The organism is Pseudomonas sp. GW822-FHT04C11, assembly GCF_058800905.1.
Map to the genome: position 1 here is coordinate 40786 of NZ_JBXAMS010000012.1, position 23406 is coordinate 64191.

17 protein-coding genes are annotated in these 23406 nt (G+C 60.2%); all 17 read left to right on the top strand.

The genetic code is table 11. From position 1 onward, the window contains the following. Positions 1-3: 3 nt before the first annotated feature. Complete coding sequence (gene flgG / locus AC1RJ3_RS19375) at positions 4-789, top strand: flagellar basal-body rod protein FlgG (RefSeq protein ID WP_054596270.1); 786 nt, start codon at positions 4-6, stop codon at positions 787-789. A 51-nt stretch (positions 790-840) separates the two neighbouring features. Next, complete coding sequence (flgH, locus tag AC1RJ3_RS19380; protein WP_054596271.1) at positions 841-1521, top strand: flagellar basal body L-ring protein FlgH; 681 nt, start codon at positions 841-843, stop codon at positions 1519-1521. 15 nt (positions 1522-1536) lie between these two features. Continuing rightward, positions 1537-2646, top strand: a complete 1110-nt coding sequence (locus tag AC1RJ3_RS19385) for a flagellar basal body P-ring protein FlgI (protein ID WP_054596272.1) — start codon at positions 1537-1539, stop codon at positions 2644-2646. Between the two features lie 10 nt (positions 2647-2656). Continuing rightward, positions 2657-3952, top strand: coding sequence for a flagellar assembly peptidoglycan hydrolase FlgJ (flgJ, locus tag AC1RJ3_RS19390; protein WP_493079977.1), 1296 nt, complete (start codon positions 2657-2659; stop codon positions 3950-3952). A 23-nt stretch (positions 3953-3975) separates the two neighbouring features. Beyond that, positions 3976-6039 (top strand): flagellar hook-associated protein FlgK, encoded by a 2064-nt coding sequence (gene flgK, locus AC1RJ3_RS19395; protein ID WP_493079979.1) that lies wholly within the window; start codon positions 3976-3978, stop codon positions 6037-6039. Positions 6040-6052: 13 nt separating this feature from the next. Continuing rightward, on the top strand, positions 6053-7621 hold the full coding sequence (locus AC1RJ3_RS19400; RefSeq protein WP_493079981.1) for a flagellar hook-associated protein 3: 1569 nt from the start codon (positions 6053-6055) through the stop codon (positions 7619-7621). Between the two features lie 114 nt (positions 7622-7735). Beyond that, positions 7736-11332 (top strand): glycosyltransferase, encoded by a 3597-nt coding sequence (locus AC1RJ3_RS19405; protein WP_493079983.1) that lies wholly within the window; start codon positions 7736-7738, stop codon positions 11330-11332. A gap of 750 nt (positions 11333-12082) precedes the next feature. After that, positions 12083-12856 (top strand): glucose-1-phosphate cytidylyltransferase, encoded by a 774-nt coding sequence (gene rfbF / locus AC1RJ3_RS19410; RefSeq protein ID WP_103315589.1) that lies wholly within the window; start codon positions 12083-12085, stop codon positions 12854-12856. Continuing rightward, positions 12838-13920 carry a CDP-glucose 4,6-dehydratase gene (rfbG, locus tag AC1RJ3_RS19415; RefSeq protein WP_347929314.1) on the top strand — a complete coding sequence of 361 codons (1083 nt, stop codon included), beginning with the start codon at positions 12838-12840 and terminating at the stop codon, positions 13918-13920. Before rfbF ends, rfbG begins: the two co-directional genes overlap by 19 nt. Beyond that, positions 13917-14477 carry a dTDP-4-dehydrorhamnose 3,5-epimerase family protein gene (locus AC1RJ3_RS19420; protein ID WP_493079985.1) on the top strand — a complete coding sequence of 187 codons (561 nt, stop codon included), beginning with the start codon at positions 13917-13919 and terminating at the stop codon, positions 14475-14477. The genes rfbG and AC1RJ3_RS19420 overlap by 4 nt, the downstream gene beginning before the upstream one ends. Further along, positions 14474-15700 (top strand): methyltransferase domain-containing protein, encoded by a 1227-nt coding sequence (locus tag AC1RJ3_RS19425; protein WP_347929316.1) that lies wholly within the window; start codon positions 14474-14476, stop codon positions 15698-15700. The genes AC1RJ3_RS19420 and AC1RJ3_RS19425 overlap by 4 nt, the downstream gene beginning before the upstream one ends. Next, positions 15697-16818: a DegT/DnrJ/EryC1/StrS family aminotransferase gene (locus tag AC1RJ3_RS19430; RefSeq protein ID WP_103315592.1), complete on the top strand. Its 1122-nt coding sequence runs from the start codon at positions 15697-15699 to the stop codon at positions 16816-16818. The genes AC1RJ3_RS19425 and AC1RJ3_RS19430 overlap by 4 nt, the downstream gene beginning before the upstream one ends. Next, entirely contained in the window at positions 16815-17480 is a 666-nt protein-coding gene (locus AC1RJ3_RS19435) for an acetyltransferase (RefSeq protein WP_493079988.1), read from the top strand. The genes AC1RJ3_RS19430 and AC1RJ3_RS19435 overlap by 4 nt, the downstream gene beginning before the upstream one ends. A gap of 25 nt (positions 17481-17505) precedes the next feature. Next, complete coding sequence (locus AC1RJ3_RS19440) at positions 17506-18234, top strand: cephalosporin hydroxylase family protein (RefSeq protein WP_347929319.1); 729 nt, start codon at positions 17506-17508, stop codon at positions 18232-18234. Between the two features lie 55 nt (positions 18235-18289). Further along, positions 18290-21220: a TIGR00180 family glycosyltransferase gene (locus AC1RJ3_RS19445; RefSeq protein ID WP_493079990.1), complete on the top strand. Its 2931-nt coding sequence runs from the start codon at positions 18290-18292 to the stop codon at positions 21218-21220. Positions 21221-21249: 29 nt separating this feature from the next. After that, positions 21250-22251 (top strand): UDP-N-acetylglucosamine 4,6-dehydratase (inverting), encoded by a 1002-nt coding sequence (pseB, locus tag AC1RJ3_RS19450; RefSeq protein WP_493079992.1) that lies wholly within the window; start codon positions 21250-21252, stop codon positions 22249-22251. Then, positions 22248-23405 (top strand): UDP-4-amino-4,6-dideoxy-N-acetyl-beta-L-altrosamine transaminase, encoded by a 1158-nt coding sequence (gene pseC / locus AC1RJ3_RS19455; protein ID WP_493079994.1) that lies wholly within the window; start codon positions 22248-22250, stop codon positions 23403-23405. The genes pseB and pseC overlap by 4 nt, the downstream gene beginning before the upstream one ends. Position 23406: the final 1 nt, after the last annotated feature.

The following is a 23406-nucleotide window of genomic DNA, read 5'->3' on the forward strand; positions in this document are numbered from 1 at the left end:
TGAATGCTTCCGGCTCTATGGGTTGCCAAAACAGGTCTGTCCGCCCAGGACACCAACCTGACGACTATTTCCAACAACCTGGCAAACGTATCGACCACGGGTTTCAAGCGTGACCGTGCCGAGTTCCAGGACTTGTTGTACCAGATCAAGCGTCAGCCAGGCGCCCAGTCGACCCAGGACAGCGCACTGCCGTCGGGTCTGCAATTGGGTACCGGTGTGCGCATTGTCGGCACTCAGAAAAACTTCACCGCCGGTAGCCTGCAAACCACCGACCAACCGCTGGACATGGCGGTCGACGGTCGCGGTTTCTTCCAGATCCTGCAGCCGGATGGCACCACCGCCTACACCCGTGACGGTACGTTCCACCTGGACTCCAATGGCCAGATCGTCAACGCCAGCGGCTTTGCCCTGGAACCCGCCATCGTCATTCCGAACAATGCACAGACCTTCACCGTCGGTCGTGACGGCACCGTGTCGATCACCGTTCCAGGCGCTGCTGCCGCGCAAGTGATCGGCAACCTGCAAACCGCCGACTTCATCAACCCGGCCGGTCTGCAGGCGATGGGCAACAACCTGTTCCAGGAAACCGCCGCCAGTGGCGCGCCGCAAATCGGTACGCCGGGCCTGAACGGTTTTGGTACCACGCTGCAGAACACCCTGGAAACCTCCAACGTCAGCACCGTTGAAGAGATGGTCAACATGATCACCACTCAACGCGCTTACGAGATGAACTCCAAGGTGATTTCTACCGCCGACCAGATGCTCTCGTTCGTAACGCAGAATCTGTAATCAAGTCTATGAGGCGGCATGCAGCCGCCTGCAACACCGTGAGGTAGGGTCATGAATCGCTTTGTATCTGTTCTCGCATTGAGTGGGATCGCCGTGCTCGCGGGCTGCGTCGGTCCGACGCCGAAGCCCAATGACCCCTACTACGCGCCCGTGTTGCCTCGTACACCGCTGCCTGCAGCGGCGAACAACGGCTCGATCTATCAGGCCGGTTTCGAGCAGAACCTGTACAGCGACCGCAAGGCGTTCCGGGTCGGTGACATCATCACCATCACCCTGAACGAGAAGACCCAGGCCAGTAAAAATGCCAACTCCCAGGTGGACAAGACCAGCAAGGCCGGAATCGGTCTGACCTCGTTGTTCGGTGGCACCCCGGCCGCCAACAGTCCGCTGAGTCTGGGTGCCAATTACAACGGTGACCGCGCCACCAAGGGCGACAGCAAGGCAGGGCAGGGCAACAGCCTGGTCGGTTCGATCACCGTCACCGTTGCCGACGTGCTGCCCAACGGCATCATTGCCGTGCGTGGCGAGAAGTGGATGACCCTCAACACCGGTGATGAGCTGGTGCGCATTGCCGGTCTGGTCCGGGCAGACGATATCGCTACCGATAACACGGTGCCGTCGACGCGTATCGCTGATGCACGGATCACCTATTCGGGCACCGGTTCGTTTGCCGACGCGAGTCAGCCAGGCTGGTTCGACCGTTTCTTCCTAAGCCCGCTGTTCCCTTTCTAGGTGATGAAACGACTCATGTTTAATTTCAAGCACCTGATGGCGGCCGTGTTGTTGCTGTCCACCTCCCTCGGCGTTCAGGCTGAGCGGTTGAAGGACATCGCCAGTATTTCGGGCGTGCGTTCCAACCAATTGATCGGCTACGGTCTGGTCGTCGGGCTTAATGGCACGGGTGACCAGACCACGCAAACCCCGTTCACCCTGCAGACCTTCAACAACATGCTCTCGCAGTTCGGCATCAAGGTGCCGGCCGGCTCTGGCAACGTGCAGTTGAAGAACGTCGCGGCAGTGTCGGTCAGTGCCGATTTGCCGGCGTTTGCCAAGCCGGGTCAGCAGGTCGACATCACCGTATCCTCGATCGGCAACTCCAAGAGCCTGCGTGGCGGCACCTTGCTGCTGACGCCGCTCAAGGGTATCGACGGTAACGTCTATGCGATCGCCCAGGGCAACCTGGTGGTCGGTGGTTTTGATGCTGAAGGTCGCGACGGTTCGAAGATTACCGTCAACGTTCCGTCGGCCGGTCGCATCCCAGGTGGTGCTTCGGTCGAGCGTTCGGTGCCGAGCGGTTTCAATCAGGGCAACAGCCTGACCCTGAACCTCAATCGCTCCGACTTCACCACCGCCAAGCGCGTGGTCGACAAGATCAACAACATGCTCGGCCCTGGTGTTGCACAGGCGATTGATGGCGGTTCGATCCGCGTCACCGCGCCGCTCGATCCGAGCCAGCGCGTCGACTACTTGTCGATCCTGGAAAACCTCGAAGTCGATCCGGGTCAGGCGGTGGCCAAGGTCATCATCAACTCGCGGACCGGCACTATCGTGATCGGCCAGAACGTCAAGGTTTCACCCGCCGCCGTGACTCATGGCAGCCTGACCGTAACCATCACCGAAGACCCGATTGTCAGCCAGCCTGGGCCTTTGTCCAATGGTCAGACCGCCGTCGTGCCGCGTTCCCGGGTCAACGCTCAACAAGAAGCCAAGCCGATGTTCAAGTTTGGCCCTGGCACCACGCTGGACGAGATTGTCCGTGCGGTGAATCAGGTCGGCGCGGCGCCGGGTGACTTGATGGCGATCCTTGAAGCATTGAAGCAGGCTGGCGCCCTGCAAGCCGACCTGATCGTGATCTGATATGGCGAACATGGATCTTCACAAGAGCGGGTTGGTCAGCAGCGGCGATTCGGGGTCGTACTCGGACCTGAACCGGCTTAACCAGCTCAAGGTCGGTGACAAGAACAGCGATGCGAACATGCGCAAGGTTGCGCAGGAGTTCGAGTCGCTGTTCCTCGGCGAGATGCTCAAGTCCATGCGCTCGGCCACCGAGACCCTGGGCAAGGACAATCCGCTCAACACGCCTGCGGCCAAGCAGTACCAGGAAATGTACGACCAGCAGTTGGCGGTTTCCATGTCTCGTCAGGGTCATGGTATCGGTCTGGCCGACGTGCTGATGCGCCAGATGTCGAAGAACAAACCGCTGGCACCGGGTGAGGCGGCGGCAATGTCTGCGGCCAAGCAGGAAGCGGCGAAAGCGGCAGTATCAACGCCGGTGGCTGCCGGTACGGTGGGCACCGACGGGCCGTTGTCGCGGCTCAATGGCCAGCGGCCGTTGTGGGCGTCGCGCGCGATCAACCCGCCGCAACAATCGCTCGATGGGCACCGCAATGACGTGGCGATGCTCAATCAGCGTCGTCTGGCGCTGCCGCCGAAACTCGCGGATCGCTTGCTCGCCGGCCTGGTGCCGTCGGCATCGACGACCGCTGCGACCAGCGCAACGGCGCTCAACAACATCCAGCCGCCTCAAGGTATGAAGATCGGCTCCGGTCCGCTGTTCAATGGCGATTGGCTGGCCTCGCAAACGGATTCGGGATCGAGCGGGCGGATGCAGATTTATGGTCGTGCCATGGCTCAAATTCCGTTGGCGCCGGCGAAGAAAGCCTTCAGCTCTGCCGACGAATTCGTCAATACGATGATGCCGATGGCCAAGGAAGCCGCCGACCGCATTGGCGTCGATCCGCGTTATCTGGTGGCCCAGGCGGCCCTGGAAACCGGTTGGGGTAAATCGGTCATGCGTGCCCAGGATGGCAGCAGCAGTCATAACCTGTTCGGCATCAAGGCTGGCAGCAGTTGGACGGGCGATTCGGCGCGGGCGATCACCAGCGAATTCAGGAATGGCGAGATGGTCAAGGAGACGGCCGAGTTCCGTTCCTATGCCTCTTACAAGGACAGCTTCCATGACCTTGTGACATTGCTGCAAACCAATAATCGCTATCAAGATGTTGTGAAGTCGGCCGATAACCCAGAACAGTTTGTACGCGAGTTGCAAAAGGCCGGGTATGCAACCGACCCGGGCTACGCCCGCAAGATTTCGCAGATAGCCAAGCAGATGAAGAGTTACCAGAACTACGCTGCGGCGGGCTCTTCCACGACGCCTTTATAGGCATAAGGTATAAGGTCTGAATCATGAGTTTGCTCAATATCGGGATGTCGGGGTTGAATGCGGCCTCATCGTCTTTGGCGGTGACCGGCAACAACATTGCCAACGTTGATACGGCCGGCTATTCGCGTCAGCAAACCGTACAGAGCAGCAAGGCCTCGATTCAGTACGGCAATAACGTATTCATCGGCACGGGCACGACCCTGGCTGACGTGCGTCGTGTGTATAGCGCCTACCTCGACACCCAGTTGCAGACCAGCACTTCGCTTAACGGCCAGGCATCGTCCTATCTGGGGCAGGTTACGCCGGTCGACACGATGCTGTCCGACAGCAACACCGGCCTCAGTGGCTCACTGCAGAAGTTCTTCACGTCCCTGCAAGCGGTCGCGACCAAGCCTACCGATGATGCGTCCCGCCAATCGGTGATGACCAATGCCAAGGCCCTGAGCGATCGCTTCAACTCGATTTCCAAGCAGTTGACCGACCAGAACACCGGCATCAACTCCAACCTCGCGGACATGGCGTCCCAGGTCAATAAACTGGCGACCACGATCGCCCAGTACAACCAGCAGATTTCTCAAACAGCGGGTAGCAACACCAGCAACAGCAGTGGCCCGAGCGACCTGCTCGACAAGCGTAACGAGGCGGTCCGCCAGCTTTCCGACCTGGTCGGTGCCCAGGTTGTCGAGCGCGGCACCAACTACGACGTCTACATCGGCAGCGGTCAGCCGTTGGTGATGGGCGGCACCACTAATACCCTGGAAACCGTACCGGGCAAGACTGATCCGACTCAGTCGACACTCCAGTTGAATCGTGGCTCGAGCGTCATCGATATTACGTCGGTGGTGACGACCGGTCAGGTGGGTGGCTTGCTGAGTTATCGCAGCGAAGTGCTCAACCCGGCAATTAACGAGCTGGGGCGAGTGGCACTGGTTGTCGCCGATCAGATGAACCAGCAGCAGGCTCAGGGCATCGACCAGAACGGCGACTTTGGTTCGGCGATCTTCAACAACATAAACAGTGCCACGCTGATCTCGCAGCGCAGCATTGCCCAGGCGGGTAACAGCGCCGGTTCCGGCAACCTCAATGTCACTATCAACGACACGGGCAAGCTGACCACCAGCGATTATAAGGTGACCTTCACCAGCGCCACGAACTACAGCGTTACGCGCTCCGACGGCACCAACATGGGCGCCTTCAGCACCACCACCACACCGGCTCCGGTGATCGACGGCTTCAGCATGACGCTCAATGGCGGCGGTGCCATGAGCGCCGGCGACACTTTCAAGGTGACGCCGACCCGCAGCGGTGCCAGTGATATCCAGACGGTGATCACCGATCCGAAGAAGCTCGCCGCGGCTGCGCCTCTGAGCGGTGTCGCCAGTGCCAACAACAAAGGCACCTATACCCAGCCGACTTTGACCAGCACCCTGGATATCTACAATCCAGCGGCCAATGCCGACCTGCAAACCGGGCTCAAGTATTCGACGCCGGTCAAAGTGGTGTTCGATCCTGCCGGTGCCGGGACCCAGGGTTACAAGCTTTTCGACGCCAAGGGCGGGCTCATGGGCTCGGGCACCATCGTTCCCGGTCAAAGCAATACCCTGAACCTGCAAGTGAACATGGTCGATAGCACGGGTGCTGCGATCATGGACAACTCGGTCGTGCCGCCAGTGCAGAAGACCTTCTCGGTTCAAACAACGGTCAATGGTTCGCCCGCTGACGGTGAGAGCTTCAGTATTTCGTTGACCGGCGCCAACTCTTCGGACAACCGTAACGGCACCGCTCTGGTCGGTTTACAGACCAAGCAAACGGTGGATACCGGCTCGGTGAGCAAGGGGCTCAGCCTCTCGGACGCCTACGGCAAACTGGTGTCCAACGTTGGCGCCCAGGCGGCTCAGGCCAAGTCTGACGGCGATGCCGCCACGGTGATTCTGACCGGTGCCAAGAATGCCCGCGATGCCCTGTCGGGTGTCAACCTCGATGAAGAGTCCGGCAACCTGGTGAAATACCAGCAGTACTACACAGCCTCATCGCAGATCATCAAGGCTGCGCAGGAAACTTTCAGCACGCTGATCAACAGTATTTAAGGAGTCGTAATTCATGCGCATTTCTACCGCCCAGTATTACGAAACGACCGCTGCCAACTATCAGCGTAATTACAACAATGCAATCAAGACCAGTGCCGAAGCGAGCAGCCTGACCAAGGTCAATACCGCCGCCGATGATCCGATTGGTGCTGCGCGCTTGCTTCAGCTCGGCCAGCAGAGCGCAATGCTCGATCAGTACGCCGGCAACATCAGCAGTCTCAAGGGCGCATACAGTCAGTCCGAAACCGCGTTGAGCGCGATTGGCACCGCCTTGCAGCGGGCCAAGGAACTCGCGCTCGGCGCCAGCAACGGCACGCAGACCGATGCGGACCGTAAGGCTGCGGCCCAGGAGCTGGGGCAGATCCAGAGTCAGGTGTTGGGCCTCATGAACAGTCAGGATGCCAACGGTAACTACCTGTTCGCCGGCTCCAAAACCAGTACGCCTCCGTACACGGCAAACTCCGATGGCACCTACAGCTACAACGGTGACCAGTCCGACGTGAACCTGGCCATCGGCGACTCCATGTCGGTTGCCAGCAACATCACTGGTTGGGATGCCTTCCAGAAGGCGAGCAACACCAGCCGCTCTCTGACCACCATGACCGCGCCTGCGGTGGATGACGGTCGGGTGACGCTGTCCAGCGGCCAGATCAGCAACACCGGAACGTTCGATTCCAAGTTCACCGCCGGTCAACCTTACACCGTGAATTTTGTCAGCAGTACCCAGCTGCAGATCACTGATGCGCTGGGTAACGATGTCACTGCCGAGGCCAGCCAGAACGGTGTGATCAGCAATAAGGACGCCTCTAACCAGACGGTCAGTTTCCGCGGTGTGGACCTGACGCTGAACATCAATCTGAAGTCTGGCGATACCGTTCCAGACGCAGTGATCGCCGGCCATAGCTTCCAGTTGGCGGTCAAGCCCGACACCATCAGCGCGTCGCGTAGCCCGGGCAACCCGTCCACGGCAGTGATCTCCGGTGCGACCACGAGCAACCCGACTGCCTATAACAGCACCTTCCCGACTGGCGGCGCGATTCTCAAGTTCACCAGTGCCACGGCTTACGATCTTTATGCATCGCCGATCACGGCGACCAGCAAGCCCGTGTCTTCGGGCACCATGGCCGGTTCTACGGCGACAGCTGCAGGGGTTACGTTTACGCTCGGCGGTACTCCGGCAGCCGGCGATCAGTTTGTTGTTCAGTCTAACAACCACCAGACCCAGAACGTTCTGGACACTTTGGGGCAGTTGCAGGCTGCGTTGAATACCCCGGCGGATAACAATCCGGTCGCCTTGCAAAAAATGCAGGCGGCCGTCGCGTCGGGCTTGGGCAACCTGGACACCGCTTCGGCGCAGGTGGGCTCGGCAATCACTGCGGTGGGCGTGCGCGGTCAGGCCCTGGATGATCAGACGACAACCAACCAGAGTCTCGTCCTGGCCAACACCACCAGCCAGTCGGCTATCCGCGACTCTGATCCTGCCGAAGTCATGACCCGTCTGACGTTGCAGCAAACCATGTTGCAGGCCGCGCAACTGGCGTTCAGCAAAATCAGTCAGCTGGGTCTGTTCAACAAGATCTAAGGGGGCCTGGCGCGAAAGCGCCCGGTCGTAAACCGCCGAATACCAATCGCCTTTTTTCAGCGGTTTCAGGGGCTCACCCGACCGGGTGAGCGTCCGCCGCTTGAGAGCCCCGCCGTGAATCCAGTCCCGTTAGTCAGCCTCGTCATTCCCGCCTTCAATCCACGCTTCTTTGCTCAGGCTCTGCGCAGTGCCCTGGTCCAGCATTACGCCAACCTCGAAATCATTGTGTGCGACGACAGTCGCGGCGATGAGATCCGGCAGGTTGTCGAGTCGCTGACGGGCGATGCAGCAGAGCGCGTGCGGTATGTGCGAAACCCGCAGACGCTGGGGTTTGTCGGCAATCTGCTGGCGTGCCTGGGTGAGGCAAAGGGCGAGTACATCAAGTTTCTCTGTGATGACGATCAGCTGTCGCCTGCGTGTATCGAGCGCCAGGCGCACGTCCTGACCGAGCAGGCGGACATCAATCTGGTGCTGGCCCAGCGCGTGTTCTGGGATGCGGACGATCACCCGCTGCCATCACGTCTGGAGAACAGCACGCTGTCGCCGGAGTGCGGGATATTCAAGGGCGATGACCTGCTGGCGATTTTCGAGAGCTTCCCGGTCAACTTCCTCGGTGGTTTCAGCAGTGCGCTGTTCCGCCGCAAGGATGTGCAGGAACTGATGCCGGCCTTGACTCAACCTGGCCATTGCTTTGTCGCGTCGCTCGATCTGGCCTTGTACATCTGCCTGATGCGCCGGGGCAACATGGCTCAGCTCAACTACGTGTTGAGCGTCGAGCGCTTGCATCCGGAGCGTTTGATTCGTCAGCAGCCGATGAAAGATGCGGCGGAGCTGGAAAAGCACTGGCTGGTGCAAATGCTCAAGGTTCGTGGTGGCGAGGATGCACCGGCGGGAGGCTGGGTTCGTTTCCTGCCACTGAGTCGTGCCGAAGAGGCGCCGCGAATCTGGGAGGAGTTGCCCCTGAGTCGGACGCTGGGGAATCGCCAGGCCAGCCAGGAATATCGGGTGGGTATCGCCAGCGAGAGTTTTTCCCAGCTGTACACGCAATGGCTGGCGTGTCGCACACTCAGTGAGACTCAGCGACATCTGTTGCCGGAAACCGTCGCCGGTTGGTCGCGGCAACCGAAAATCGTCCCGATCATCATCGATGATCAGTCCAGTCGTGCCAACCTGGATCTCACCCTTAAAAGCCTTGCCGGACAGCTCTATGCGCCAGAGCTGATCCTGGTGTTGTCCAGCGCCTGTACCGAAGCGCAGCTCGAAGAGCGGGTGTTCAACCTGCCGTTGCAGGAGGATTGGTGCGCGCAGCTCAACGCATTGCTGGCGCAGCTCGACGGGGTTGACTGGTTCTATGTGCTGCGTGCCGGCGATCGTCTGGTGGAGCCGGCGCTGTTGCTGCTGGCCGAGCGCGTCAGTGCGTCACCGAGCGCATTGTGTGTGTATGGCGACGAAGGCGGATTGCGCGACGGTGAGTCGGCAGACCCGGTCTTCAAGCCGGATTTCAACCTGGACCTGATGCGCAGTTATCCCTATGTCGGGCGATCCCTGGCGTTCCAGCGTGAGCGATTCCTGGCGCTGGGTGGATTCAATTCAAGCTATGGCGAGCTGGCGCCTCACGATGTGCTGTGGCGCATGGTCGAGGACAGTGGCGTGGAGGTCGTCGAACATATTGCCGAGGTGATGCTGGAGTCGACACTCGGCCTGGCACAGTGGCTGGCGCTGCCCGACGTCATTGAACTCAATCCGCAAGTGTTGGAGGCACATCTTCAGCGATTGAATATTGCCCATGAGATTCGCCAGGGCAGTTTTACCTTGCTCAATCGTGTCGATTACCTGCACGCCGAGCGGCCGCTGGTGTCGATCATCATTGTCTGCAAGGACCAGTTGTCAGTGCTGCAACGGTGTGTCGAAAGCCTGTTGGAGAAAACCGCCTACAGCGAGTACGAGTTGCTGCTGGTCGACAACGGCAGTGAGTCTGCGCAGACGCTTGAGTGGCTGAGTGCCATGGCCCAGTTGGGCAGCGACCGGTTGAGGGTGCTGACGTATCCGCCGCAGGGGAATCTCGCGGCGACGCGCAACTTTGCGGCGCAGCAGGCTCGCGGTGAATACCTGCTGATGCTCGACCCGTATGTGGTGGTCACTCGTGCGGACTGGCTGGGTGAGTTGCTCAATCATGCGCAGCGTCCAGAAGTCGGTGTCGTCGGGGCCAAGCTGTTCAATCCTGACGGTTGCGTGCTGCATGCCGGGCTGATTCTCGGGCTGCAAGGGCCGGCCGCTTCACCGTTTTACGCCGACTCGCTTAACGCGGCGGGCTACATGCACCGCTTGCAGGTGGTTCAGGACCTAAGCGCTGTCGGTGCTGATTGCCTGATGGTGCGCAAGGCAATATTCGAGAGTGTCGGTGGGCTGCAGGCGCAGGATTTTGCCTTGACCCTCAACGAGGTGGACCTGTGTTTGCGGGTCCGTCAGAACGGCTATCTGGTGGTGTGGACGCCGTACGCCCAGTTGGCCCTCGGGACACAGCCTGCTGTCGTCCCGGACAAAGCCGAGTTGGCGCAACGCACGCAAGAGCAGGAAACCTTCTACCGGCGCTGGTTGCCCATTGTTGCTCGCGACCCGGCGTACAACCCGAACCTGATGCTCAATACGCCAGGGGGTTCCAGTTACAGCCTGGAGCCAGGCTTGCGCACCGGCTGGAGCCCGTTTTCCGTTCGCCAGTTACCGAACATCATGGCGCTGCCGGTCAACTCCTCGGCAGTCGGTCACTATCGGGCGATCCAGCCGCTGGTTGAACTGCAGAAGGCGGGTCGGGCGACCGGGCGGATCTACTACGATCTGCCGTCGATCATCGAGATCGAGCGTGAGGCGCCGGACGTCATCATCCTGCAAGGGCGCTACAGTGAAGGGCCGGTCAACGAGATCGCCGCCTTCAAGCCCTACACCAACGCCCGACTGATTTTCGAGCTGGATGACTATGTCATCAAGGCGCCGAAGAAGAACGCACACATTCGCAATATGCCGGACCACGTCGAGATGGAGCGTCTGGTCCGTCGTGGTATCGGCCTGTGCGATCGGGTGGTGGTGTCGACCCAGCCACTGGCCGATGCGTTGTCGTCGATGCATCACGACATTCGGGTTGTGCCGAACATGCTCGCCACTCATCTTTGGGATGGCCTGCGCAGCCAGCGCCGCACCTCGAAAAAGCCACGGGTAGGCTGGGGGGGCGGTACCAGTCACTCGGGCGACCTGGCGATCATCGCTGACGTCGTTCGCGAGCTGGCCAACGAGGTGGATTGGGTGTTCTTCGGCATGTGTCCCGAAGAATTGCTGCCTTACATGCATGAGTTCCATGGCGTGATCGACCTCAGTGTCTACCCGGCGAAACTGGCTAGCCTGAACCTCGACCTGGCGCTGGCGCCGCTGGAGTTTCATATTTTCAACGACTGCAAGAGCAACCTGCGCCTGTTGGAGTACGGTGCTTGCGGCTACCCGGTGGTGTGTACGGATACCGAGGCCTATCGGGGTTATCTGCCGTGCACTCGGGTTGTCAGCAACAGCACCGAGGAATGGTTGCAGGCCATTCGCATGCACCTGGCGGACCCGGATGCCAGCTACCGAATGGGCGATGAACTGCGCGAAGCGGTGCTGCGCGACTACATGCTGCGCGGGGATAACGTGCGGTACTGGGAAAATGGCTGGTTGGCCGACTGATACGCCCTGCCTTCGGAGCTGCCGAAGGCTGCGATCTTTTGACCTTGGCAGCCGACCCATCTCTCGCAGATGTACACAGTCCAGCTGTGGGAGCCGGGCTTGCCCGCGATGGCGGCCTGGCAGCCGACCAATCTCTTGCAGGTGTACATATCCATTCCTGCGGTAACGGCCACTTACGGTTTCGCTCTTACAGCGACTCCCTTTGGCAGACGCCCCAAAGGAAGCAAAGGTCTTCGCCCCAAGCGTACGGCACCTCGCCTAGGCTCGGCGTCCCCTCACTCCGGTGTCCATCAGGGGGCATCGCCTACGGTCTGCTGCGCGACGACCTCCTCTCGATGTGTTCGACTGCGTCGAACGGCGCTGCGCGCCCACCCCCTGATGAACGCCTCCACTCGGCCTCCCGAAGGGGCGGGTGGATCAAGATCAAGAGCTGCAGGCGAGCTAACGCTCGGCCTGTTGAGTGGTGAAGGCAAGCCGTTTCATCGCGGGTGGTTGATGTCCGTAGCTGATGCAGGCTCGGGCCGCGTTCGGGCGATCTTTTCAAGGCGCAATCAAAAGATCGCCGCCTGCGACAGTTCCTGTGTCAGCGCTAGCTGGCGCGTTTCCTGCAAGTCCCCCTCAAAATCGCCATAAATCGAGCATGTGCGGTGCAGCCAGAGAGTGATGGGTGCAGCCTCATACGATTTATCCAGACGGTCGCAAAGCCTTGCAGGGCTTGGGCTGGCGCTGTGACGAACAAGAGGGGACAAGATGAAGGCAGTTATTCTGGCGGGTGGCCTGGGCACGCGGATCAGCGAAGAGTCGCACCTCAAGCCCAAGCCGATGATCGAGATCGGCGGCAAGCCAATTCTCTGGCACATCATGAAGCAGTATTCCGCACACGGAATTCACGACTTCGTGATTTGCCTGGGCTACAAGGGCTACGCGATCAAGGACTTCTTCGCCAACTACTTCCTGCACACCTCTGACGTCACCTTCGACATGTCGAACAACCGCATGGACGTTCACCAGAACTACAGCGAGCCTTGGCGTGTCACCTTGATCGACACCGGCGAAGAAACCATGACCGGTGGCCGTTTGCGTCGTGCCAGCCGCTATCTGGAAGATCAGGAAGCGTTCTGCTTCACCTATGGCGACGGTGTTTCGGACCTCAATATTGGTGCCCTGGTGGATTTTCACTTGAGCAGCGGCAAGCTGGCGACGGTTACGGCGGTACAGCCACCAGGACGTTACGGCGCGCTGGAGCGCGACGGTGATCTGGTGCGCGGTTTCACCGAGAAGCCTCGCGGTGATGGCGGCTGGATCAACGGTGGCTTCTTTGTCTTGTCGCCCAAAGTGCTGTCGCTGATCAAAGCCGACGAGACGGTCTGGGAATCCGAACCGCTGATGACCTTGGCGGCCGAGGGGCAACTGAACGCTTTCCAGCACGATGGTTTCTGGCACCCGATGGACACCCTGCGTGACAAGAATCATCTGGAGCACCTGTGGCAGAGCGGGGAGGCCCCATGGAAGCAGTGGGACTGAGTTCGCAATTCTGGCGCGGCAAGCGGGTACTGGTCACCGGTCACACCGGTTTCAAAGGCAGTTGGTTGACGCTTTGGCTGCAAAGCCTGGGGGCTGAGGTCACAGGTTTTGCCCTGGACCCGTCCACCGAACCGAGTCTGTTCGAACTGGCGCGCGTTGCTGAAGGCATCAACGATCAGCGCGGTGACTTGCGTGACCTGGCGGCCTTACTGGAACTGATCGCCGAGGCTCAGCCAGAAATCGTCCTGCATCTGGCAGCGCAACCATTGGTGCGCGAAGGCTACCGTGACCCGCTCGGGACTTACTCAAGCAACGTCATGGGAACGCTCAATCTGCTGGAAGCGATTCGTCAGATCGGCGGGGTGCGCGCGTGCGTGCTGGTGACCACAGACAAGGTCTACGCCAATCAGGAATGGCTGTGGCCCTATCGCGAGAACGAAGCCCTTGGCGGCCATGATCCTTACAGCAGCAGCAAGGCCTGTTGCGAGTTGTTGGCGCAGTCTTACGCAGCTTCGTTTTTCCCTGCCGAGCGGCATGCCGAGCACGGTCTGGCACTGGCCACTGCGCGTGCCGGGAATGTGCTCGGTGGCGGCGATTTCGCCCCGGAACGTCTGATCCCCGATGTGCTCAAGGCGTGGTCGGCGAATGAACCGGTGACCCTGCGTTATCCACAGGCCGTTCGCCCTTGGCAGCACGCGCTGGAACCGCTGGCCGGTTACCTGCAACTGGCGGCGGGTCTGTATGAGCAGGGTCCGAAATTCGCCGGTGCGTGGAACTTCGGGCCGAGTGAAAGCGATATGTGCAGCGTCGGTGAGGTGGTCGAACTGCTCTCCAGGCGTTGGCCGCACGCGCGAGGTTTGCGTGTCGAACCGAGCGAGTTGCATGAGGCCGGCCTGTTACGCCTGGACAGCAGTCGCGCCCGTCAGTTGTTGGCATGGCAGCCGCGCTGGTCGCTGCAAGACTGTCTGACGCACACTCTGGATTGGCACCTGGCCTGGGAAAATGGCGATGACATGCGTGCCATCACGCTGCACCAGCTGAACCTGTATCGGGGGCCGCTGTGAGTGAGTTTTGCATCAGTGCGTTACCTCTCCAGGGCTTGTTCAGTGTTCAGCACAAACGTCATGAAGATCAGCGCGGGCACTTCGCCCGGTTGTTCTGCGAGAGCAGCCTGAACGCCTTTGGCGAGCCGTTCCATATTCGTCAGATCAACCAGTCCTGCACCCGTGAGCGCGGCAGCGTGCGCGGTTTGCATTATCAGAATGCCCAGGCCCCGGAAGCCAAGCTGATCACCTGCCTGCGCGGTGAAGTCTGGGATGTTGCGGTCGACCTGCGACCGGACTCGGCGACCTTTTTGCAATGGCACGCCGAGCACCTGCGCGCCGGTGATGGTCGCAGCCTGTTGATTCCAGCAGGTTTCGCCCATGGCTTTCAGACCTTGAGCGACGATGCCGAGCTGCTCTATTTGCACAGCGCCGATTATGCGCCGGATCACGAGGGCGGCCTGTCGGTGCTCGATCCGCGTCTGGCGATTGCCTGGCCCGAGCCTGTCAAAAATCTGTCGACCCGGGATGCCGCCCATCCCTGGCTGGATGACCAATTCCCTGGAGTGCGTCTATGAATTGCCGAGGTTGCGGCACCCCGTTGGCGTTGCCATTGATCGATCTGGGCACCTCGCCGCCGTCCAACGCGTACCTGCGGGCGGAGCAGTTGGAGCAGGCCGAGCAATGGATCCCGTTGAAGGTCGCGGTCTGCCAGGAGTGCTGGCTGGTGCAGACCGAGGACTACACCCGCGCTGACAGTCTGTTCGATGCCGACTATGCGTATTTCAGTTCGTTTTCCAGCACCTGGCTGGCCCATGCCGATCGGTATGTGGCCGAGATGGTCGAGCGTTTCGGGCTGACCGCCGACAGCCGTGTGGTGGAAATTGCCGCCAACGATGGCTACTTGCTGCAGTACGTTGCACAACGCGGTATCCGTTGCCTCGGCGTCGAGCCGACCCGCAGCACAGCACAGGCCGCGCGGGAAAAAGGCCTGGACATACGCGAGCTGTTCTTCGGTCGCGACAGCGCCTCGCAGTTGCTGAGCGAAGGCTGGGGCGCGGACCTGATGGCCGCCAACAATGTGCTGGCGCATGTGCCGGACATCAATGATTTTCTCGGCGGTTTCGCGACGCTGCTCAAGCCCACGGGCGTGGCGACGTTCGAGTTTCCGCAGTTGCTGACGCTGATGGCCGGGCAGCAGTTCGACACCCTTTACCACGAGCACTATTCCTATCTGTCGCTGACCGCCGTGCAACGTTTGTGCGAGCGCAATGGCCTGGAAGTTTTCGATGTCAGTGAGTTGCCGACCCATGGCGGCTCACTGCGGGTGTTCGTGCAGCGTGCCGAGGGTGTGCGCCGTGAAGTAACGCCTGCCGTGCAACAACAGTTGCAGGTCGAGCAGGCGGCCGGAGTCAAAACCGCTGCTTACTACACGACCCTGGCCCCGGCCGCGGAACAGATCAAACACGCACTGCTGCGTTTCCTCTTACAGGCCAAGGCCGAGGGCAAACGCGTAGTCGGTTATGGCGCCGCCGCCAAAGGCAATACCTTGCTCAACTATGCCGGGGTCAAGCCAGACCTGCTGGCCTGGGTCGCGGATGCGAGTCCGCACAAGCAAGGAAAGTTCTTGCCGGGCAGTCGCATTCCGGTGGTGTCTCCCGAGCGGATTGAAATCGAGAAACCGGACTATGTCCTGGTGCTGCCATGGAACCTGCTGGACGAGATCACCCAGCAATACGCAGTTGTCCGCAGTTGGGGCGGGCGTTTTGTCGTTGCCATTCCGGAGTTGAGCTTCAGATGAGCCGAATTCACTACACCAAGCCCAGTGTGGGCGAGCTGGAAGCCAAGTACGTGCTGGATGCTGTGCAGCATGGCTGGGGCGAGCGTTGCTACGAATACATCACACGTTTCGAGAAGTCCTTCGCGCAGCACATGGGCGTGCCCTATGCCATCGCGACCTCCAGCTGTACCGGCGCCTTGCACATGGGCATGGCCGCATTGGGAATCGGTCCGGGCGATGAAGTGATTCTGGCCAACACCAACTGGATCGCCTCGGCGGCCCCTATCGATTACCTGGGCGCGACGCCGGTTTTTGTCGACGTGTTGCCGGACAGCTGGTGCCTGGACCCGGAGCAGGTTCGGCAAGCCATTACGCCACGGACCAAAGCCATCGTGGCGGTGCATTTGTACGGCAACCTGTGCGATCTGGACACGCTGCTTGCGATCGGCCGCGAGCACGGGATTGCGGTCATCGAAGACGCCGCCGAAGCCATCGGCTCGCAATGGCGTGGTAAAGCCGCGGGTTCGTTGGGGGCTTTCGGCGCCTTCTCCTTTCATGGCACCAAGACCATGACCACCGGGGAAGGCGGGATTTTCGTGACCTCGGACAAGGCGCTGTATGACCGAGTGCTGACACTCTCCAACCACGGTCGGGTCAGTGGCAGCACGCGGCAGTTCTGGCCGGATTTCATTGGTTTCAAATACAAGATGAGCAATCTGCAGGCCGCCATCGGTTGTGCCCAGATCGAACGTGTCGATGAGCTGATTGCCCGCAAACGCGCGATCTTCGATCGGTATGCCCAGGGGCTGCTGGATATCCCGTTGCTGTCCATGAACCCGCAACCTGAGCATTCCAGGAACGGTTACTGGATGCCCACCGTGGTGTTCCATGAAAGCACCGGTATTACCCGAGAGTTGTTGATCGAAGCCTTTCAAGCAGCGGATATCGATGCCCGGGTATTTTTCTGGCCATTGTCGGCGCTGCCGATGTTTGCCGATAAGCCGGTGCACACGCCGATGGCTGTCTCGCTGTCGGAACGGGCGATCAATCTGCCGAGCTACCACGACATGACCGACGCTGATCAACAGCGGGTGATCGAGGTGATTCGCACGGTCTGCCAGCAAAGGAATGTGCTGTGAAGGTCTACCTGTTGGGGGCGGCAAACCCTGAAGCCGTGCGGATGATTGGTTCCGTCAAACGAGCCAACCCTGCCATGGAGTTTGCCTTTCTCGACAACGATGCAGCCAAGCACGGCACGCTGTTTCATGGCGTGCCGGTGATCGGTGGGGTAGAGCGTGTGGCCGACTTGAAAGGCCCGGACACGCACTTCGTGAACCTGATCACCCGCGACACCAGAACCCGTTATGAGACGACGCGGCAGATCATCGAGGCCGGCGGAACACTGGGCAACTTCCTGCACCCCGGCATCGATCTGAGCATGACGCGCATGGGCACCGGCAACTATCTCCAGGAAGGCGTGATCATTCAGGCCGAAGTGTCCCTGGGCGATAACAGCAGCATCAGCTACGGCAGCCTGATCGGGCACGAAGGCCGCATCGGGCACAGCGTATTCATGGCGCCCGGAGTAGCCATCGCCGGCTGTGTCGAAGTGGGGGACGGGGCTTTCATCGGCACTAACGCCACCATTCTTCCGCGTTTGCGCATTGGTCGCTGGGCAACGGTCGGCGCCGGCGCCGTGGTCACCCGGAACGTTCCCGACTATGCCGTTGTCGTCGGCAATCCCGCACGAATTATCAAGACTCAGGCCGTCCCTTATCAGGACGGTCGGGTTTTCAACTAACAACACCCCGTATCGGAGCGTTTGCATGAATCCTCATGAGCAGTTTCGCGAAGAAGTAAGCCAGAACATCGAAGGCTTGCAGCAAGACAAAAAACTTCAGTCCGAGTCGCTGGACTGGGTCGGTGTCACGGCCAAACACAAATACACCTACAACTTCAGCTGGATGGGCCGGCCGATCATTCAGTTTCCCCAGGACATGGTTGCCATGCAGGAAATCATCTGGGACCTGCGCCCGGATGTGATCGTCGAAACGGGCATCGCCCACGGCGGCTCCCTGGTGTTTTACGCCTCGATGCTGGAACTGATCGGCCACGGCGAAGTGCTAGGTGTGGACATCGACATTCGTCAACACAACCGCGATGCCATTGAAGCCCACCCGATGGCGCGCCGGATCAGCATGATCCAGGGTTCGAGCATCGATCCGGCCATCGTTGAAGAAGTGCGTGCACGGGTGGCTGGCAAGAAAGTGCTGGTGGTTCTGGACTCCAACCATACCCACGAACACGTGCTTGAAGAGTTGCGCCTGTACGCACCGTTGGTGTCGGTCGGCAGCTACTGCGTGGTGATGGACACCGTGGTCGAAGACATGCCGGAAGATGCCTTCCCGGATCGTCCGTGGGGCAAGGGTGATAACCCGAAAACTGCGGTCTGGGCCTACCTGGAAGAAAACCGCGATTTTGAAATCGATGCGCGGATTCACAGCAAGCTGCTGATCACCGTGGCGCCGGACGGCTATCTGCGTCGGGTTCGTTAAGCAACGACATCATTGTTGAGTTCATCGGGCGATACGCCGGTTGTGGGGAGAAATTATGCAAGGCAAGTGCGGTTCTGAAAGCGGATTACCATTGAACGAGTTGTTGACGGTGGTACTCATCACCCATAACCGACCGGCCTTTGCGCGCCGGGCGGTGAAGTTCTACAGCACCTTGCCTTGCAGGATTCTGGTGCTGGACTCTTCGACCCAAGCCACCGATGGCATCGACGGCGTGTACCCCACGGTCGACTATCAGCACCTGCCGCAGTACGGTTACTGGGGCATTCGGGCCAAGCTCGACTACGGCGTGCAGCAAGTCACCACGCCGTACATGGTGTTTGCCGCCGACGATGACTTCATCGTGCATGATGCCCTCGACGCTTCGGTATCGTTCCTGGAAGAAAATCCGGATTACGGCATGTGCCATGGCTATTGCCTGATGTACCTGACCCTGGCCAACAGCGTGAGCTACTACCGCCGGGACAAGAAGGTCTGTGAAGACTACTCGTCCGAACGTGCGCAGGACCGGGTCATCGATTTCATGCACCAGTACATCCCGCCGTTCTATGCGGTTCACCGCACCGAGCTGTTGCGTGACTGGTACGCGCTCATGCCAGAGAACACCATCTTCGAATGGCAGGAAATCGGCCATGCGTACTACATGCTGGCAATGGCCAAGGCGCGAATTCTGCCGATCCCGTATGTGGTGCGAGAGGTCAATTACATTGAGTCGGAGCACAACACCGAGATCTACAGCACCCTGACCCTTGCCGATGCCAAGTCGGTAGCGGACCGTGAAGCGTTCGCCCAATTGCTGGCGACGTTGCCGAGTAGCCGCACCGGTCTTGACGCGGAGCAGGCCAGGCAACTGGCACTGGACAGTTTCGAGGCGCTGGCCGACAGCTTGCGCAACCGTCGGGCGTTGACTGCCGAGCCGATTTTCGAATCGCGCTGGAACAATGTGCAGAAGGGGCCAGATCGCCAATTCGGGCTTTTGCAATATGTCGAAATGCCTTTCTACAATCAAAAGTTCTTCGACCTGTTGAGCCAGTTCGAATTTCTGCTTCACGCCATGCCGGCCGGCCGCGTTCAGCTTCAGGGGCTCGAAGGTATCTGGACGATGCAGGCTGACATGATGCGGCCCCGCAACAACGACACCCCTGAAAGCGTTATCGAGCGACTGGGGCACGCGTACGGCAGCAACCCGTTCAACCGTCAGGTGGTCAAGCGCCTGGCGCAGCAGTTGGAGCTTCTGGGCGAAGCGGACGACGCGCGGGACATGTTTGCCTGGGCCGAGCGCCTGGACGCGGTGACGACCCAGGGCAACGACGAGGTGTTCGGTGCCATGCGCTCCGGTCGCCTGCTCAAGTGGCTGGCGGCGCGCGCCCCGGACGCTGACGAAGTCGCTGCGACGTCACGTTATCTGGCCGCCCACAACGGCGGTCCACAGTTTGGCATTCTGGTGCTGGACCTCGACAACGACGCGGCCAAGCTGCAGATCACCCTCGACAGTTTGCTGGAAGGCCACAACCATGCCTTCAAGATCGTGGTGTTCACCACCGGTGAGCCGCTGGCGGCAACGACGGTGCACAACACGCTGCATTTCGTTCGCGTAACCCCGGCCAACCATGTCGACAAGCTCAATCAGATCGCGCGTCAATCGCCGTGCGACTGGCTGCTGCTGACCGAGGCGGGGGACGAGTTCACTGCTGGTGGTTTGTTGCGCGCAGGTCTGGAACTGCACGCCGCGCCTGACTGTCGAGCAGTGGCGGCGGACGAGATTCAGCGTGACACCAATGGCGCGCTGATCGATGTGTTCCGCCCAGGCTTCAACCTCGATTTGCTGCAAAGCCTGCCAGCGCTGATGGCGCGGCATTGGCTGATCCGCAAGGATGTGTTGTTGGAAGCAGGCGGTTACCAGGCCGACTTCAGCAAGGCACTGGAGTTCGACCTGCTACTGCGCATCATCGAGCAGGGCGGCCTGGCCTGGCTGGCTCATCTGGACGAACCGTTGCTGATCGCCCGGGCGCCGGTGCTGGAAGACAACGCCCACGAGCGCCAGGCGTTGATCCGTCACCTTGCGACCCGTGGCTACAAGGCGCAAATCAGCTCCGCCGAGCCTGGTACTTATCAAATCGATTACCGTCATGCCGAGCGTCCGCTGGTGTCGATCATCGTGGCCAGCCAGGACAACCTGGCGCAGCTGCAACGTTGCCTGACCGGCATTGTGCAACGAACCCGCTACACCCGTTACGAAGTGCTGATCGCCGATAACGCGAGCCAGTCACCGGACATCCTTCGATGGCTGGACGGCCTCGGGCAGCCGGGCGACAAGATTCAAGTCCTGCGGGCGCACGAGCGTCTCAGCCTGTCGGCGTTGTACAACGAGGCCAGTCAGCAGGTCCAGGGTGAATACCTGGTGCTACTGGCGGCGGACAGTGAAGTGGTCAACCCGAACTGGCTCGAATCCCTGCTCAACCAGGCCCAGCGCCCGGAAGTCGGGGTGGTTGGCACCAAGCTGCTGGATCACGACGGCAAGGTGACTCAGGCCGGGCTGATTCTGGGCATGAACGATGGCGTCGGTTCGGCTTTCGTTGGCGAGTCCAAGGATGCCAAAGGCTATATGAACCGTCTGGTGCTGGAGCAGAACTATTCGGCCGTTTCGGCTGTATGCCTGATGATCCGCAAAGCGCTGTTCGACGAGGTTGGCGGGCTGGACGAACAGGCGTTTGCCAATGCCTACGGCGATGTCGACCTGTGCCTCAAGGCAGGTCAGGCCGGCTATCTGGTGGTATGGACACCGCAAGTGCAGGTTATCCATCCTGGCACCTTGCCCGATGCACCGCAGGCGCTTGCGGCCTTGCGTGAAAAATGGGCCGGGCCGTTCCAGCACGATCTGGCGTACAACAAGAACCTCGCCCTGACCGGCAAGGGTTTCACTCTTGGCAATCCGACCAGCGTGGATTGGGCGCGGTTGCTGGTTTAAGTCTGGCGCACAGGTAAAAGGATCGCGGCATGTTCAACGGTAAATCGATTTTCATCTCCGGCGGCACCGGTTCGTTCGGGCGCATGTTCATCCGGCGTTTGCTCGAGCAGTACCAGCCCAAACGGGTGGTGGTGTTCTCGCGCGACGAACTCAAGCAGTACGAGATGCAGCAAACCTTCAATGCACCGTGCATGCGTTACTTTTTGGGCGATGTGCGCGATGCCGAGCGTTTGCGTCAGGCGATGCGTGGGATCGATTACGTGGTGCATGCCGCTGCCCTGAAACAGGTGCCTGCGGCGGAATACAATCCCACTGAATGCATTCGCACCAACGTCAATGGCGCGGAAAATATCATCGCCGCCGCCATTGATAACGGTGTGAAGAAAGTGGTTGCGCTGTCCACCGACAAGGCGGCCAGCCCGATCAACCTGTACGGTGCGACCAAGCTGCTCTCGGACAAGTTGTTCGTGGCGGCGAACAACATCGCCGGTGATCAGCAAACCCGGTTTGCGGTGGTGCGCTACGGCAATGTGGCCGGGTCACGCGGCTCGGTGGTGCCGTTCTTCAGCAAACTGATTGCCGAGGACGCGAAAGAACTGCCGATTACCGACGAGCGCATGACCCGCTTCTGGATCACTCTCGATCACGGTGTGCAGTTCGTGCTCGACAGCTTCGCGCGGATGCATGGCGGGGAGGTTTTCGTGCCGAAGATTCCGTCGATCCGCATTGTCGACCTGGCACGCGGCATGGCTGAGCATTTGCCGCACAAAGTCGTCGGGATTCGTCCGGGTGAAAAGCTCCATGAATTGATGGTGCCGCTGGATGACGCACGGATGACCCTGGAATTCGAGGACCACTACACCATCGAACCGTCGATTCGTTTTACTCACGTCGACATTGATTTTTCGCTGGACGGCGTGGGTGAGCAGGGACGGCGCGTGAGCGAAGACTTCGAGTACCGCTCCGACACCAACTCGCATTTCCTCTCGGTCGGACAGATCGCCGAGTTGCACGCTGGGTTATCGGCATGATTCCTTACGGTCGGCAAAGCCTGGATCAGGCGGACATCGACGCCGTGGTTGCCGTGTTGCAGTCTGACTGGCTGACTCAAGGGCCGACCATCGAGCGTTTCGAACAGGCCATGGCCCAGCGTTGCCAGGCGGATTACGCGGTGGCGGTGTGCAATGCCACGGCGGCCTTGCACATTGCTTGTCTGGCGGCGGGGCTCGGGCCAGGCGATCGCTTGTGGACCACGCCGAATACCTTTTTGGCCTCGGCCAATTGCGGTCGTTATTGCGGCGCCGAGGTGGACTTCGTCGACATCGACCCGCTGACCTGGAACCTCGATGCCTACGCCCTGAAAGCGAAGCTGGAAGCGGCAGAGGACAACGGCACGCTGCCTAAAGTGCTGGTGGCGGTGGCGTTCTCCGGGCAGAGCTGCGACCTGCGCATGATCGCCGAACTGGCCGAGCGCTATGGCTTCACAGTGATTGAGGATGCGTCCCACGCGGTGGGTGCGTCTTATGCCGGGCGTCCGGTGGGGTGTGGTGAGTTCGCGGCGATGACGGTGTTCAGCTTCCATCCGGTGAAAATCATTACCAGTGCCGAAGGTGGCATGGTCCTGACCAATCGCCGGGACCTGGCCGAGCGCCTGCAACGCCTGCGCAGCCACGGCATGACTCGCGATCCCGAGCAAATGACCGAAGCCAGTCACGGTCCCTGGTACTACCAGCAGGTGGAACTGGGCTTCAACTACCGCATCACCGACCTGCAAGCGGCCCTCGGGCTGTCGCAGTTGAACAAGCTGGATGACTTCATCGAGCGCCGGCGTGAGTTGGCGGCGCGTTATGACCGTTTGCTGGCGTACCTGCCATTGACCTTGCCCAGCGCTCAGCCTGAGGCCGAGTCGGCATGGCATCTGTATGTGGTGCGTCTGCAACTCGATCGTATCAACCTCAGTCATCGACAGGTGTTTGAAGGCCTGCGAGCGGCCGGGGTAGGGGTGAATCTGCACTATATTCCGGTGCATTTACAGCCGTACTATCGGGACCTGGGTTTCGCCGAAGGTGATTTCCCGCAGGCCGAGCGTTACTACGCGGAGGCCATCAGCCTGCCGCTGTTTCCGTTACTCAACGACGAACAGCAGGACTACGTGGTCGAGCAATTGCGCCGGCTGACCGAATAAT

Bases quoted from the DNA above. Each gene is read 5' to 3' on its own strand.
- flgG (WP_054596270.1), top strand. From the start codon at position 4: ATGCTTCCGGCTCTATGGGTTGCCAAAACAGGTCTGTCCGCCCAGGAC.
- flgH (WP_054596271.1), top strand. From the start codon at position 841: ATGAATCGCTTTGTATCTGTTCTCGCATTGAGTGGGATCGCCGTGCTC.
- AC1RJ3_RS19385 (WP_054596272.1), top strand. From the start codon at position 1,537: ATGTTTAATTTCAAGCACCTGATGGCGGCCGTGTTGTTGCTGTCCACC.
- flgJ (WP_493079977.1), top strand. From the start codon at position 2,657: ATGGATCTTCACAAGAGCGGGTTGGTCAGCAGCGGCGATTCGGGGTCG.
- flgK (WP_493079979.1), top strand. From the start codon at position 3,976: ATGAGTTTGCTCAATATCGGGATGTCGGGGTTGAATGCGGCCTCATCG.
- AC1RJ3_RS19400 (WP_493079981.1), top strand. From the start codon at position 6,053: ATGCGCATTTCTACCGCCCAGTATTACGAAACGACCGCTGCCAACTAT.
- rfbF (WP_103315589.1), top strand. From the start codon at position 12,083: ATGAAGGCAGTTATTCTGGCGGGTGGCCTGGGCACGCGGATCAGCGAA.
- rfbG (WP_347929314.1), top strand. From the start codon at position 12,838: ATGGAAGCAGTGGGACTGAGTTCGCAATTCTGGCGCGGCAAGCGGGTA.
- AC1RJ3_RS19425 (WP_347929316.1), top strand. From the start codon at position 14,474: ATGAATTGCCGAGGTTGCGGCACCCCGTTGGCGTTGCCATTGATCGAT.
- AC1RJ3_RS19430 (WP_103315592.1), top strand. From the start codon at position 15,697: ATGAGCCGAATTCACTACACCAAGCCCAGTGTGGGCGAGCTGGAAGCC.
- AC1RJ3_RS19440 (WP_347929319.1), top strand. From the start codon at position 17,506: ATGAATCCTCATGAGCAGTTTCGCGAAGAAGTAAGCCAGAACATCGAA.
- AC1RJ3_RS19445 (WP_493079990.1), top strand. From the start codon at position 18,290: ATGCAAGGCAAGTGCGGTTCTGAAAGCGGATTACCATTGAACGAGTTG.
- pseB (WP_493079992.1), top strand. From the start codon at position 21,250: ATGTTCAACGGTAAATCGATTTTCATCTCCGGCGGCACCGGTTCGTTC.
- pseC (WP_493079994.1), top strand. From the start codon at position 22,248: ATGATTCCTTACGGTCGGCAAAGCCTGGATCAGGCGGACATCGACGCC.